The organism is Pseudonocardia sp. NPDC049154, from assembly GCF_040648315.1.
GTDB lineage: Bacteria > Actinomycetota > Actinomycetes > Mycobacteriales > Pseudonocardiaceae > Pseudonocardia.
The window spans coordinates 1-14,065 of the sequence record NZ_JBEZDN010000172.1 but is presented as its reverse complement, the minus strand read 5'-3'; the positions used below and the strand labels follow the sequence as shown (position 1 = coordinate 14,065).

Annotated in this window: 10 protein-coding genes and 1 pseudogene; 7 read left to right on the top strand and 4 right to left on the bottom strand. The window is 73.7% G+C overall.

The window, feature by feature from the left end; translation table 11 throughout:
• Positions 1-73 precede the first annotated feature (73 nt).
• The 3 genes from AB0B41_RS40045 to AB0B41_RS40035 all read right to left on the bottom strand — a co-directional run bounded on the left by AB0B41_RS40045 (position 74) and on the right by AB0B41_RS40035 (position 6,084).
• A complete protein-coding gene (locus tag AB0B41_RS40045; protein ID WP_358212251.1) occupies positions 74-784 on the bottom strand; it encodes a sulfite exporter TauE/SafE family protein in 711 nt (236 codons plus the stop codon).
• Between the two features lie 690 nt (positions 785-1,474).
• Complete coding sequence (locus tag AB0B41_RS40040; RefSeq protein ID WP_358212250.1) at positions 1,475-4,306, bottom strand: aconitate hydratase; 2,832 nt, start codon at positions 4,304-4,306, stop codon at positions 1,475-1,477.
• A 245-nt stretch (positions 4,307-4,551) separates the two neighbouring features.
• Positions 4,552-6,084, bottom strand: coding sequence for a flagellar basal body protein FliL (locus AB0B41_RS40035; protein ID WP_358212249.1), 1,533 nt, complete (start codon positions 6,082-6,084; stop codon positions 4,552-4,554).
• A 251-nt stretch (positions 6,085-6,335) separates the two neighbouring features.
• On the opposite strand from AB0B41_RS40035, the gene AB0B41_RS40030 reads away from it, so the two are divergent.
• The 7 genes from AB0B41_RS40030 (at position 6,336) to AB0B41_RS40000 (ending at position 13,502) form a co-directional block, all read left to right on the top strand.
• Entirely contained in the window at positions 6,336-7,661 is a 1,326-nt protein-coding gene (locus tag AB0B41_RS40030) for an NlpC/P60 family protein (RefSeq protein ID WP_358212248.1), read from the top strand.
• A gap of 63 nt (positions 7,662-7,724) precedes the next feature.
• Positions 7,725-8,834, top strand: coding sequence for a MoxR family ATPase (locus tag AB0B41_RS40025; RefSeq protein ID WP_358212252.1), 1,110 nt, complete (start codon positions 7,725-7,727; stop codon positions 8,832-8,834).
• Positions 8,831-9,787: a DUF58 domain-containing protein gene (locus AB0B41_RS40020; protein ID WP_358212247.1), complete on the top strand. Its 957-nt coding sequence runs from the start codon at positions 8,831-8,833 to the stop codon at positions 9,785-9,787. Before AB0B41_RS40025 ends, AB0B41_RS40020 begins: the two co-directional genes overlap by 4 nt.
• Positions 9,784-10,779 carry a VWA domain-containing protein gene (locus tag AB0B41_RS40015; protein WP_358212246.1) on the top strand — a complete coding sequence of 332 codons (996 nt, stop codon included), beginning with the start codon at positions 9,784-9,786 and terminating at the stop codon, positions 10,777-10,779. The genes AB0B41_RS40020 and AB0B41_RS40015 overlap by 4 nt, the downstream gene beginning before the upstream one ends.
• Positions 10,780-10,826: 47 nt before the next feature.
• Positions 10,827-11,537, top strand: a complete 711-nt coding sequence (fabG, locus tag AB0B41_RS40010) for a 3-oxoacyl-ACP reductase FabG (RefSeq protein WP_358212245.1) — start codon at positions 10,827-10,829, stop codon at positions 11,535-11,537.
• Positions 11,538-11,587: 50 nt separating this feature from the next.
• The gene (gene fabI, locus AB0B41_RS40005; protein WP_358212244.1) at positions 11,588-12,364 is read left to right on the top strand and encodes an enoyl-ACP reductase FabI; all 777 of its coding nucleotides are present in this window, start codon (positions 11,588-11,590) and stop codon (positions 12,362-12,364) included.
• A 100-nt stretch (positions 12,365-12,464) separates the two neighbouring features.
• On the top strand, positions 12,465-13,502 hold the full coding sequence (locus AB0B41_RS40000; protein WP_358212243.1) for a ferrochelatase: 1,038 nt from the start codon (positions 12,465-12,467) through the stop codon (positions 13,500-13,502).
• Positions 13,503-13,557: 55 nt separating this feature from the next.
• Here the strand turns inward: AB0B41_RS40000 and AB0B41_RS39995 are convergent.
• Positions 13,558-14,065: pseudogene (locus AB0B41_RS39995) on the bottom strand (hypothetical protein); the annotation flags it as partial.

Below are 14,065 nucleotides of genomic sequence, written 5' to 3'. Positions count from 1 at the left end.
ACCGGGCCGGCCCGGACGCGCCGCCCTTCCTGGTGAGGGGCAGTCGGCACTCACGACCCCGGCTGACCTGCGGTTACGTGAACTGGGCCTGGACCAGGAGCGTGACGGCGCCGGCCGCGGCCAGGCCCAGGACGGCCGGGCGCGTCCAGCCCCGGTCGAGGACCCGGCGCAAGGGGTTGGAGAGCAGGAAGCCGGCAGCCGCGAAGGGGATCAGCACCGCACCCTGCAGTAGGTGGGTCCCGTCGACCTGCCCGCCGGCGGCGAGGACGCCCAGCGACAGCACCGTGCCGACGCCGAAGTAGGCGCCGAGCGTCGCGCGGACCGTCGCGCCGTGCTCGTCCTGGTACAGCAGGGCGACCGGCGGCCCGCCGATCCCGGCCGCCGTACCCGAGACCCCGCTGAGCGCGCCCGCCACCAGCAGCGCGGGCCGCGTCGGGCGTAGCCGCAGCCGGACGAGCGAGGCCGCCACGCACAGCAGCACCGCGAGGGCCACGAACGAGGCGAAGGCCCGGTACGGCAGCAACGCCACCACCGTCGCGCCGACGACCGCGCCGGGAACCCGCCCGGTCAGCGCCCATCCCACGCCGCGCCAGTCGGCGTCGCGCCACTCCCGCACGAGCTGGAACAGCGCGTGCACGCCCGCGACGACGATCAGCGGCACCGGAACGTACTCCGGGTCCAGCAGCGCCAGCAGCGGCGCCGCCACGAGCGCCAGCCCGAACCCGACCGCCCCCTGGATCACCGCCCCCGCCGCCACGACCAGGCCGGCCCACAGCACCACCACCGCTCGACCGTAGGCGGTGCGGGCGGCGTCCGGACGACGACCCGTGCGCCGTGACCGTCGTGGGGTTGCGCTGAGGGTCGTTCCGGCAGCCGCCACCGCACGCAGATAACGATCATGTTGGGCACCACGGCATCGCCCGGCCGCTGATCGTCGTCCGCGTGTGCTGAGGGCTGCGCGACCGGCCGTCACTGCACGTAGACAGTGATCATGGTTGATCGGCGAGCTCGGAGTCGCGATGATCGGGATTCGTGTACGCCGAGGGCCCCGCAGCCAGCCGACACCGCACGGCGACGGTGCTCTTGAGCAGGTTGCGGCGCCGATCGTCGCCGGTGATCCTCAGATTCCTCGGGATCGCGAGCGTGCCGCAGCCGCACGGGCCGGGGCGGCCGTCGGGCCGACCGGGCACGCCCCGCTGATCGTCGTTCGCGTGCGCTCACGGCCCTGCTCACGGGCGCCACTGCACGCCGGCGGTGATCACCGAAGCGCGGCGCGAGCCGGCCCGGCCGTCGTCGTCAGGGTGCACTGAGGGTCGTCCCGTCAGCCGCCACCGCATGCGAACGGTGATCACGGGTGCGCGCCAGCCGAGAACGAACGAAGCCCCGCACCGGGATGGTGCGGGGCTCGTTCTCGCAGCTCAGGGGCGGTCGTGCGTGGCGAGTGACCCTCTAGGGGCAGTCGCCACTCACGGGGTCAGGAGGCGAGCATGCCCCGGAGCACGTACTGCAGGATGCCGCCGTTGCGGTAGTAGTCCGCCTCGCCGGGGGTGTCGATGCGGACGACCGCGTCGAACTCGACCTTCTCGCCGGAGCCCTTGGTGGCCGTCACGTGCACGGTCCGCGGGGTGGTGCCGTCGTTCAGCTCGGTGATGCCCGCGATGTCGAAGGTCTCCGTGCCGTCGAGCCCGAGCGACAAGGCCGACTCGCCCTGCGGGAACTGCAGCGGGATGACGCCCATGCCGATGAGGTTCGAGCGGTGGATGCGCTCGAAGGACTCCACGATCACGGCCTTGACGCCCAGCAGCGCGGTGCCCTTGGCCGCCCAGTCGCGCGACGACCCGGAGCCGTACTCCTTGCCGCCCAGCACGACCAGCGGGGTGCCCGCGGCCGCGTAGTTCTGCGCGGCGTCGTAGATGAACGCCTGCGGGGCGTCGTCCTGGGTGAAGTCCCGGGTGTAGCCGCCGGAGACGTCGTCGAGCAGCTGGTTGCGCAGCCGGATGTTCGCGAACGTGCCGCGGATCATCACCTCGTGGTTGCCGCGCCGCGAGCCGAAGGAGTTGTAGTCCTTCTTCTCGACGCCGTGTTCGTCGAGGTACTGCGCGGCCGGGGTGCCCGGCTTGATCGCGCCGGCGGGGGAGATGTGGTCGGTGGTGACCGAGTCCCCGAGCAGCGCGAGCACGCGGGCGCCCGAGATGTCCTCGACCGGCGCGGGCTCCGACGCCATGCCCTCGAAGTACGGGGGCTTGCGGACGTAGGTGGACTCCTGGTCCCACTCGAAGGTCCGACCTTCCGGCGTGGGCAGCGAGCGCCACCGCTCGTCGCCGCGGAAGACGTCCGCATAGTCCTTGGCGAACATCTCCTGGGTGATGGCGCCGTCGATCGTCGCCTGGACGTCCTCGGCGGACGGCCAGATGTCGGCGAGGAAGACGTCCGTGCCGTCCGTGGCCTTGCCCAGCGGCTGCTTCTCGAAGTCGAAGTCCATCGTGCCGGCCAGCGCGTACGCGATGACCAGCGGCGGGGACGCCAGGTAGTTCATCTTGACGTCCGGGTTGATCCGGCCCTCGAAGTTCCGGTTGCCGGACAGCACCGAGACGACGGCGAGGTCGGCCTCGTTGACCGCCGCCGAGACCTCCTCGGGCAGCGGGCCCGAGTTGCCGATGCAGGTGGTGCAGCCGTAGCCGACCAGGTGGTAACCGAGCTTCTCGAGGTACGGCCAGAGGCCGGCCTTCTCGTAGTAGTCGGTGACGACCTGCGAGCCCGGCGCCATCGAGGTCTTGACCCACGGCTTGACCGCGAGGCCCTTGTCGACCGCGTTCTTGGCCAGCAGGGCGGCGCCCAGCATGACCGACGGGTTCGACGTGTTGGTGCAGGAGGTGATCGAGGCGATCACGACCGCGCCGTGGTCGATCTCGAACTCCGCGCCGCCCATGCTGACCTTGGTGGGCTTGCTGACCCGCCCGCCGGAGCCGGCCGCGGCGGAGATCGCCGCGTGCGGCTTGCCGGCCTCGCCGTTGCCGTCGTGCGCCGGGGAGGCGGGGTCGCTGGCCGGGAAGGACTCCTCGCCGGCCTCGTCGACCGTGGAGCCCGACGACGCGGCGTCGTCCGGGTCGGTCTGGTCCGGCGTCGAGGCGTAGTCCGCCAGGGACGACCGGAAGGCCTCCTTCGACTCGGACAGGGCGATGCGGTCCTGCGGGCGCTTCGGGCCGGCGATCGACGGGACGACCGTCGACAGGTCCAGCTCGAGCGTCTCGGAGAACGCCGGCTCGGCCTTCGGGTCGTGCCAGAGGCCCTGCTCCTTGGCGTACGCCTCGACCAGGGCGACCTGCTCGGCGGAGCGGCCGGTGAGCTTGAGGTACCGGACGGTCTCGTCGTCGATCGGGAAGATCGCGGCGGTGGAGCCGAACTCCGGGCTCATGTTGCCGATGGTGGCGCGGTTGGCCAGCGGCACCGCGCCGACGCCCTCGCCGTAGAACTCGACGAACTTACCGACCACGCCCTGCTTGCGCAGCATCTCGGTGATCGTGAGCACGACGTCCGTGGCGGTGGCGCCCGGCGGGATCTCGCCGGTGAGCTTGAAGCCCAGCACCTTCGGGATGAGCATCGAGACCGGCTGGCCGAGCATCGCGGCCTCGGCCTCGATGCCGCCGACGCCCCAGCCCAGCACGCCCAGGCCGTTGACCATCGTGGTGTGCGAGTCGGTGCCGACCAGCGTGTCCGGGTAGGCCTGGCCGTTGCGGGCCATGACGGTGCGGGCCAGGTGCTCGATGTTGACCTGGTGCACGATGCCGGTGCCCGGCGGGACGACCTTGAACTCGTCGAACGCGCCCTGGCCCCAGCGCAGGAACTGGTAGCGCTCGCGGTTGCGCTGGTACTCGAACTCGACGTTGCGCTCGAAGGCGTCCGGCCGGCCGAAGACGTCGATGATCACCGAGTGGTCGATGACCAGCTCGGCGGGGGCGAGCGGGTTGACCTTCGACGGGTCACCGCCCATCTCGGTCACGGCCTCGCGCATGGTCGCCAGGTCGACGACGCACGGGACGCCGGTGAAGTCCTGCATGATCACGCGGGCGGGCGTGAACTGGATCTCGGTGTCGGGCTCGGCCGTCGGGTCCCAGTTCGCCAGCGCCCGGATGTGGTCGGCGGTGACGTTGGCACCGTCCTCCGTGCGCAGCAGGTTCTCCAGCAGCACCTTGAGGCTGTAGGGCAGTTTCTCCGAGCCCTCGACGGCCGAAAGCCGGAAGATCTCGTACTCGCTGCCCCCGACCCCGAGGGTCCCCTTGGCTCCGAAGCTGTCGGTACTGGCCACTGTCGGCTCTCCTCCTGGTGGCGTGGTGGGCGCGTCTTCTCGGGTGTCCCGCGGGAGTCTCGCGCACCGTGGGCTCCACGGCAGCGTGACCCCCGTCCCGCCCCAAACAGTACGCCTGTCCTATATACGGGGTCGAGGGAGGGGGTCGCAGGTCACGGGCGTACCCCGAAATCGGCCGGGAACGCACGACGGCCGGCGGCGCGGGTGCGCCGCCGGCCGTCGGGTCGGACGGGGTGGACGGAGGATCAGTTGCCGGCGACCAGGGCGTCGAGATCACCGGGCTGGAGCGCGCCGAGCAGGTCGGCGTAGAGCTGCACGACGGTCTGGCCGGGGGAGACGTACCAGGACCCGCCGTCCTCGGTCGTCACCACCTTGACGTTCAGCACGGCCGTGGCCAGCCGCGGCGTGAGCTCCTGGACGGCGGGTGACGTGCCGACCTGGGCGCCGACGAGCGAGCCGAGCTGGTTCGCGCACAGCTGCGGCGGCGCGCCCTCGACGCCGCTGATCGTCACGCAGTCGCCGGTGCGGGTCACGGTGACCCGGGCGCCGGTGCCGTCGTCGACGGTCACGGCGGCCAGGGACAGTGCGGTGTGCCCGCGGACGTCCGTCTCGGTGGTCCGGAGGTCGACGATCTTCGCGCCGGTCGGCTGCGCGGCGGCCGCCCCGTCGACGAGGGCGGGCCCGGCATCGTGCAGGGCCGCCATCTCGGTCGGGTCGGTCAGCTCGATCACCCGGCGGACGTCGGCGTCGAGTGCGGCCTGGACCAGGTCGCGGACGGCGTCCTGGGCGGTGGTGGCTCCGCGGGCGTCGATCGACGTCGTGGGCCACGGCTCCACGGCGTCCTTCAGTGCGTAGTCGGCCGCGGTGTAGAGGCCGCTCACGTACCACTCGCCGTCGACCTGCACGGTCGCGATCCGGATCGGCTCGCCCTGCTCGCGCACGACCTGCGCGATGTCGATCGTCTCCGGCACGTCCGCGGGCGGGGCCCCGTTCGGGTAGACCTTCGCCTTGAACGAGTCGGTGAAGGGCAGGCTCGCCGGGTCCTGCGTGGTCGTGATGGTGCCGGCGACCAGCTTGGTGATCGTGACGTTCGGCCGGACCTGCTCGGCGCCGGCCTCGTCGAACCGCAGCCCGGAGAAGGTCACGGTGTCGAGGCTCGCGTCCGCGCGGGCGTCGGGACGCAGCACGTCGAGACGCTGCAGCTCGGTGGTGAGGACCGAGCCGAGGTCGGTGAGCAGGGTCGCCTCGTTCGGCGCGATGCGGCTGTAGGCGCGCAGGTAGTCGCGGCCCTGCAGGTCCGCGGCCAGCGACGTGACGGCCGCGTTCGGGCTGCTCGTGCCGCCGCTGCCGCCGAGCAACGTCCACGCCGCGAGGCCGCCGCCCGCCAGCAGCACGACGACCGCGACGATCGCCGTGATCAGCGGCCACCGACGCTTCTTCCGGGGCACGCCGCCGTCGCCGTACCCGGGCGGCGGGCCCCAGGTCGGCGGCTGACCACCTCCGTACGGCGGCGCCTGCGCGGGGTAGGCCTCGGTCGGGTACTGCGGAGTGCGGTACTGCGCAGCGGCGTACTGCTGCGTGGAGCCGGGCTGTTGCGCCGGGTACTGGGCCGTCCCCTGTCCCTGCGGCGACCAGCCCTGCCGGTACGGGTCCGGTGCTGCGCCCGCGCCCGGGCCCTGTGCCCACTGCCGGTCCGCCTCCTGCGGGTCGGCCCACCGGGGGTCGGCCGGGTCCGGTCCGCCCGGCACCGCGCCGGGTCGGTGTCCGCCGTCGCTCACTGTTCCCACCCCTCGTCGGGCACCCGGGACCGGATGCGTCGGGAGGATCATGGTGGACCCGCGGCTGTCCGAACAGGGTGGAAGTACCGAGATGCGGTGCTCCGTCCGGACTAGCGCCGAGCCCGGCGCGGCGGCGCCGCCGTCCACCGAGTGGTGGAAGTTGCCGCGGCGTACCGGCGTGGCGACCGGGCGTGACGACCCGCCGGTGCCAGGGTGCCGACCATCCAGTCGATCACCGGTGGGGGGAGAGCGTGCGGATCGCGCGGGGGCTGCTGCTCGTCCTGCTCGTCGCCCTGCTCACGGCCACCTCGGTGGCGACGGCCGGTGCCGCGCCCGACCCGACCCCGCCGCCGAACCCGAGCAACGAGGACCTGCAGCGCAGCCGCGACGCCGTGAGCGGGCGGGCCGCGGACGTCGCCCGGCTGACCCAGCGGCTCTCCGAGCTCCAGGCGGAGGCCGACGACCTGCAGATCCAGGTCGCCGAGCAGCACGAGTCCGCCAACCAGGCGCTCGACGTCCTCACCGGCGCCCAGGCCGAGGCCGACGCCGCGGCCGCCCGCGCCGACTCGGCCCGAGCGCAGACCGAGGCGGCGGGCAAGGCCGTCGACGCCGCCCGCACCCGGCTCGACGACTTCGTCGCCGGCACCTACTCGCAGGGCCTCGACCTCGGGCCGATCGGGCTGCTCACCACGGCCACCGGTCCGCAGGACCTCGTCGATCGCGCCCAGCTCACCGACGCCCTCGCCCAGCAGCAGGCCGCCGCGCTCGACGGGCTCGAGCGCGCCCGCGTCCAGCAGGCCAACGCGGACTCCACCGCGCGGAAGGCGCAGGAGGAGGCCGAGCAGCGCCGGCAGGCCGCCGCCGAGGCCAAGACCGCCGCCGACCAGGCCCTCGCCGGCGCGCAGCAGTCCGCCGACGAGCAGGCGCAGCGGCTGCGGGCGGTGACGGGGGAGCAGGCGCAGGTCCAGGCGCAGCTCGACGCCGCCGAGAACTCCGACGCCGGGCTCCGCGCCCAGCGGCAGCGGTTCCAGGACTGGCAGCGGGCACAGGAGGAGGCGGAGGCGGCCCGCCAGCGCGCCGCCCGCGAGGAGGCCGCCTCCCGGGCCGGGCCCTCGGCCTCGGCGGCGCCGCCGACGACCCGCCGGACCGGGTCCGCGGCCGTGCAGACGGTGATCGACCGGGCGATGGCACAGCTCGGCGTGACCTATGCCTGGGGCGGCGGGACGGCGCGCGGCCCGTCGCGCGGCATCCGCGACGGCGGCGTCGCCGACAGCTTCGGCGACTACCGCAAGGTCGGCTTCGACTGCTCCGGGCTGATGCTCTACGCCTTCGCGGGCGTCGGGGTGCAGCTGCCGCGGTACAGCGGGAACCAACACGCCTTCGGCGACCAGGTCCCGCTCGCGCAGATGAGGCCTGGCGACATGCTCTCGTGGGCCCGCAACGGCCGCGTCTACCACATCGCCCTGTACATCGGGAACGGCAGGATGATCGAGGCGCCGTACTCCGGCGCGTCGGTGAAGATCTCGCCGGTGCGGTACTCGGGCGGGCTGCTGCCGACCGTCGCCCGGGTGATCTAGGACGGCCGTCGCGCCCCGCTCACCCGTAGTTCACGGGGCGTCCGGTGTGATGGTGCGGTGAGCGTGCAGCCATCCCCCGAGTCGACGCCGCCCTCCGGTACCCCGGCGGCCCCCGCCGCCACCTCCACCCCGAAGGACGACGCCGAGCTCCTCGAGCGCGCGGTCTTCGAGATCAAGCGCGTCATCGTCGGTCAGGACCGGCTGGTGGAGCGGATGCTCGTCGGGCTGCTCGCCAAGGGGCACCTGCTGCTGGAGGGCGTCCCGGGCGTCGCGAAGACCCTCGCGGTGGAGACGGTCGCGAAGGTCGTCGGCGGCACCTTCGCGCGCCTGCAGTTCACCCCGGACCTCGTCCCCTCGGACATCGTCGGCACCCGGATCTACCGGCAGGGCCGCGAGGAGTTCGACGTCGAGCTGGGCCCGGTCGTCGCCAACTTCGTGCTGGCGGACGAGATCAACCGCGCCCCGGCCAAGGTGCAGTCCGCGATGCTCGAGGTCATGGCCGAGCGGCACCTGTCGATCGGCGGCCGCACCTTCCCGATGCCCGACCCGTTCCTGGTCCTGGCCACCCAGAACCCGATCGAGAACGAGGGCGTCTACCCGCTGCCCGAGGCCCAGCGGGACCGCTTCCTCTTCAAGATCATCGTGGAGTACCCGGGCGTCGAGGAGGAGCGCGAGATCGTCTACCGGATGGGCGCGACGCCGCCGGTGGCCGAGCAGGTCATGGAGCCGGCGGAGCTGGTCCGGCTGCAGGGCGTGGCCTCGCAGGTCTTCGTGCACCACGCCCTCGTCGACTACGTGGTGCGGCTGGTCGTGGCCACCCGCACCCCGGCCGACCACGGGCTGCAGGACATCGCGAGCTGGGTCTCCTACGGCGCGTCGCCCCGCGCCACGCTCGGCATCGTCGCGGCCGCCCGTGCTCTCGCCCTGGTCCGCGGCCGGGACTACGTGCTGCCGCAGGACGTCCTCGACGTCGCGCCGGACGTGCTGCGCCACCGGCTCGTGCTGTCCTACGACGCCGTGGCCGACCAGGTCCCGATGGAGCACATCCTCCAGCGCGTGCTGCAGACCGTGCCGTTGCCGCAGGTCACCGCGCGGCCGCAGGTGCAGCCCGCGCCGGCCGCACAGCCGGCGCAGCCGGCGGCCGCCTACCCGCCGGCGTCCGGCCCGTCGTGACGGCCCCGAGCCCGGCGGGCCCCCGCACGGGCCGTTCCCACCACGGCCCACCGTCGTTGCGCGGGGGGAACCTCGAGGCGGCGCTGCGCACCCTCGAGCTGAGCGTGCGCGGCCGGCTCGACGGGCTGCTGCAGGGCAACCACCTCGGCCTGCTGCCCGGGCCCGGGTCCGATCCGGCCGAGGCTCGCCCCTATCGGGCGGGCGACGACGTGCGGCGGATGGACTGGGCGGTCACCGCGCGGACCACCGAGCCGCACGTCCGGGAGACCATCGCCGACCGCGAGCTCGAGACGTGGGTGGTCGTCGACCTGTCGCCCAGCCTCGACTTCGGCACCGCGGACTGCGAGAAGCGGGACCTGGCGGTGGCGGCGCTGGCCGCCGTCGCGCACCTGACCCGCGGCGGCGGCAACCGGATCGGGGCGATCGTCTCGACGGGGGCGGAGACCGTCCGGATCCCGGCCCGCGGCGGGCTCGCCCACACCCGCAGCGTGGTGCGCCGCGTCGCCGAGGTGCCCCGGGCCGGCGACGGCACGCGCGGCGACCTCACCGCGGCCCTCGAGCAGCTGCGCCGCCCGCCGCGCCGCCGCGGCCTCGCCGTCGTGATCTCGGACTTCCTCGGCGAGCCGGACTGGGAGCGGTCGCTGCGCGGCCTGGGGGCCCGGCACGACCTGCTCGCCGTCGAGGTCCTCGACCCGCGCGAGCTGGACCTGCCCGACGTCGGGACGGTCGTCCTGGCCGACCCGGAGACCGGGCGGCAGCGCGAGGTGGAGACCACGCCGCTGCTGCGGCGCGAGTACGCCGCGGCCGCGTCGGAGCACCGCGACCGGGTGGCCGACGCGCTGCGCCGCTGCGGGGCGGCGCACCTGCGGCTGCGCACCGACTCGGACTGGATCTCCGACATCGTGCGCTTCGCCCTGGCCCGCAAGCGGACCTGGTCGGGGGGCGGGCGGTGACGTTCTCCTCGCCCTGGTGGCTGCTCGGGCTGCTGGTCGTCGCCGCGGCGGTGGCCGGCTACCTGGTGCTGCAGCGGAGGCGACGCCGGGACGTCGTCCGGTTCACCAACCTCGAGCTGCTGGAGAAGGTCGCCCCGAATCGTCCCGGCTGGTACCGGCACCTCCCGGCGGCCGCGCTGATCACCGCGCTGGCGGTGCTCACGGTCGCACTCGCCGGGCCGCAGGCCGAGGCCAAGGTCCCGCGCAACCGGGCGACCGTGATGCTGGTGATCGACGTGTCGCTGTCGATGCAGGCCACGGACGTCGAGCCCACCCGGCTCGCGGCCGCGCAGGCCGCGGCGAAGTCGTTCGCCGACCAGCTCACGCCCGGGATCAACCTCGGGCTCGTGTCCTTCGCGGGCACCGCCGCCGTACTCGTCTCGCCGACCACGGACCGCACCGCCGTCAAGCGGGCCGTCGACAGCCTGAAGCTGTCCGAGTCCACGGCGACCGGCGAGGCGATCTTCGCGTCGATGCAGTCGATCGAGTCGTTCTCCCAGTCCGTCGCGGGCTCGGGCGGCAGCGGAACCGAGGACGCGTCCCCGCCCGCCCGGATCGTGCTGATGAGCGACGGCAAGCAGACCGTCCCGGGGCCGGACGGGGAGAACGAGCCGCGCGGGGCGTTCACCGCGGCCCGGCAGGCCGCCGAGGCCAAGATCCCGGTCTCGACGATCTCGTTCGGCACCGAGTACGGGACGATCGACATCGAGGGCGGGCGCACCCGCGTCGCCGTCGACGACGCCTCGATGAAGCAGATCGCCGACCTCTCCGGCGGCCAGTTCTTCACCGCCGCGAGCGAGGACGAGCTGCGCCGGGTCTACGCCGACCTGTCCGAGCAGATCGGGTACGAGGTGCGCCGCGTCGACACCAGCAGGCCGTGGCTCGCCGGCGGGGCCCTGCTGCTCGTGGTCGGTCTCGGCAGCGGGCTGCTGCTGGGCCGCCGCCTGCCGTGACGCGTGGTCGCGGACCCGCGGACGCCCGTGCACTAGGTTCTGTGCCCGTGGGTAGGAGCGTGCTGGTCACCGGAGGAAACCGCGGCATCGGCCTGGCGATCGCGGAGGCGTTCGCGGCCCAGGGGGACCAGGTGGCGGTGACGTACCGCAGTTCGGCGGAGGGGCTCCCGGGGGAGCTGCTGCCGGTGCAGTGCGACGTCACCGACGCCGCCGCCGTCGACGCCGCGTTCACGACCGTCGAGGAGAAGCACGGGCCGGTCCAGGTGCTCGTCTCCAACGCCGGGATCACCGACGACGGGCTGCTCATGCGGATGAGCGAGGACTCGTTCACCTCGGTGCTCGACGCCAACCTCACCGCCGCCTACCGGGTCGCGAAGCGCGCCTCCCGCGGGATGCTCAAGGCCAAGGGCGGCCGGATGATCTTCATCTCGTCCGTGGTCGGGCTGCTGGGCAGCGCGGGGCAGGTCAACTACGCCGCCTCGAAGGCCGGCCTGGTCGGGCTGGCCCGCTCGGTCGCCCGCGAGCTCGGGTCGCGCGGCATCACCGCCAACGTCGTCGCCCCCGGCTTCGTCGACACGGACATGACCCGCGCGCTCTCCGACGACCGGCGCGCCGAGATCACGAAGCAGGTCCCGCTGGGCCGCTACGGCTCCGTCGAGGAGATCGCCTCGGCCGTGACCTGGCTCGGCTCCGAGCAGGCCGGCTACGTCACCGGGGCGGTCATCCCGGTCGACGGCGGCCTCGGCATGGGCCACTGAGCGCGCTCCCGAACTCCGCGAACTCCCCGAACGACGGCGAAAGGGTCCTGATGGGACTGCTCGAGGGCAAGAAGCTGCTGATCACCGGTGTGATCACCGACGCGTCGCTGGCGTTCCACGCGGCGAAGATCGCGCAGGAGCAGGGCGCGGAGGTCGTCCTCACCGGGTTCGGCCGGATGCGGCTGGTGGAGCGCATCGCGCAGCGGCTGCCGAAGCCCGCCCCGGTCGTCGAGCTCGACGTGTCGAACCAGGAGCAGCTCGACTCGCTGGTCGAGCGGGTGTCCCCGCACCTGGGGGACTCGCCCCGGCTCGACGGCGTGCTGCACTCGATCGGGTTCGCGCCGGCCTCCTGCCTGGGCGAGGGGGCGTTCCTCACCGCGCCGTGGGAGGACGTCGCCACGACGATCCAGGTCAGCGCGTACTCGTTCAAGTCCCTGTCGACGGCCCTGCTGCCGCTGCTCGGGCCGGGCGCGTCGATCGTCGGGATGGACTTCGACAACCGGCAGGCCTGGCCGGCCTACGACTGGATGGGCGTCGCCAAGTCGACGCTCGAGTCCGTCACCCGCTACCTGGCCCGTGACCTCGGGCCGAAGGGCATCCGGGTCAACCTGGTCGCCGCCGGCCCGGTGAAGACCATGGCCGCCAAGTCCATCCCGGGCTTCTCGGCGTTCGAGGACAACTGGGACTCCCGCGCCCCGCTGGGCTGGGACGTGACCGACCCGGTGCCCGTCGCCAAGACCGTGTGCGCGGTGCTGTCGGACTGGCTGCCCACCACCACCGGCTCGATGGTGATGGCGGACGGCGGGTTCCATGCGGTCGGTGTGTAGGGCCGTCGGTGTGTAGTGCCGATGGTGTGTAGTGCCGTCGGTGTGCAGCGCCGTGGGGGTCTGACGCGCGGCGCTCCGGGCCCGGGGGTTGAATGACCGGGTGGGTTCCTCCTCCGACTTCGATGCGCTGCTGTTCCTGTCCTTCGGCGGTCCCGAGGGGCCGGACGAGGTGCGCCCGTTCCTGGAGAACGTGGTGCGCGGCCGCGGGGTGCCGCCGGAGCGGCTCGACGCCGTCGAGGAGCACTACCAGCACTTCGGCGGCGTCTCCCCGATCAACGCCCGCAACCGGGAGCTGATCGCGGCGATCCGCGCGCGGACGGACCTGCCGGTCTACTTCGGCAACCGCAACTGGCACCCGATGGTCGAGGACACCGTCGCGGAGATGACCCGGGACGGCGTCCGCACCGCGCTCGTGTTCGCCACCAGCGCCTACGGCGGCTACTCGGCCTGCCGGCAGTACGACGACGACATCGCCCGCGCCCGCGCCGCCGTCGGACCGGAGGCGCCGCACCTGACCAAGCTGCGGCACTTCTTCGACCACCCGCTGTTCGTGCAGGCCAACGCCGACGCGGTCCGCGCCGCGCTCGCCACCGTGCCGGAGGGGGCGCGGGTCGTGTTCACCGCGCACTCGATCCCGGTGGCCGCCGACGCCGCCGCCGGGGTGCCGGAGGAGGGCGGGCACCGCTACTCGCGGCAGATCGCCGAGGCCGCGCGGCTGGTCGCCGCCGAGGTGGGGATCACCGAGTACGACGTCGTGTGGCAGTCCCGGTCCGGCCCGCCGCAGGTGCCGTGGCTGGAGCCGGACGTCGTCGACCACGTCGAGGCACTGCACGAGAAGGGCGTCGAGGCGGTCGTCGTGGCGCCGGTAGGGTTCGTGTCCGACCACATCGAGGTGATCTGGGACCTGGACAACGAGGCCGCGGAGAAGGCCTCGGAGCTGGGTATGGCGTTCGCGCGGGCGGCGACGGCCGGCCCGGATCCCCGCTTCGCCGACATGGTGGTGGAGCTGATGGCCGAGCACCTGTCCGACGCTCCGGCCCGGGCTCTGGGCTCGGTGCCCCGGGGAGGCTGCACGACGGATGGCGTCCCCTGCGCCCTCAACTGCTGCGAACCGGTCCGCCGCCCCACCCGCCCCTAGCCCGTCCCCGCGAGTCGGGACTTCCGGCACCGCGAGTCGCGCTGTCACTCGCGGGTCACCCGGGGCGGCGGATGCCCAGCGTGCTGACGGCGGGGAGCAGTCCGGACCGCGCGATCCTCATGGTCAGCGGTCCGACGAGCTGCGGGAGCCGCGCGATCTCCGGCATCCCGACGGCGGCGTAGGGCTGCGCGGCGAGGGCGTCCGTGCGGGCCTCGACACGCTCGCGCAGCGCGCGCCCGGCCTCGGTGGCCACACCGTCGTCGTCGAGCAGGCCCCGGGCCCGCAGCCGCTCGGCGGCGGCCTCCCACTCGTCGTCGCTCCAACCGCGGCTCGCGAAGGTCTCCCGCGGTGCGGCTCCGACGGCGGCGAAGGACACCAGTGCCTCGCACGGGTCGAGCTCCGCGTCGAGCAGGGCGGCGACGTGGCCGTCGCCGCGGTGCTCGCGCAGGATCGTGGCCGCGTGCCAGAGCCGCAGCAGCGGCTCGTCCGGAGCGTCGAGGCCCGCGTTGGCGGCCGCGAGGGGCCGGCCCGCGGTCTCCGCCGCCTCGGCCGCCCGCCACGCG

Bases quoted from the DNA above. Each gene is read 5' to 3' on its own strand.
- fabI (WP_358212244.1), top strand. From the start codon at position 11,588: ATGGGACTGCTCGAGGGCAAGAAGCTGCTGATCACCGGTGTGATCACC.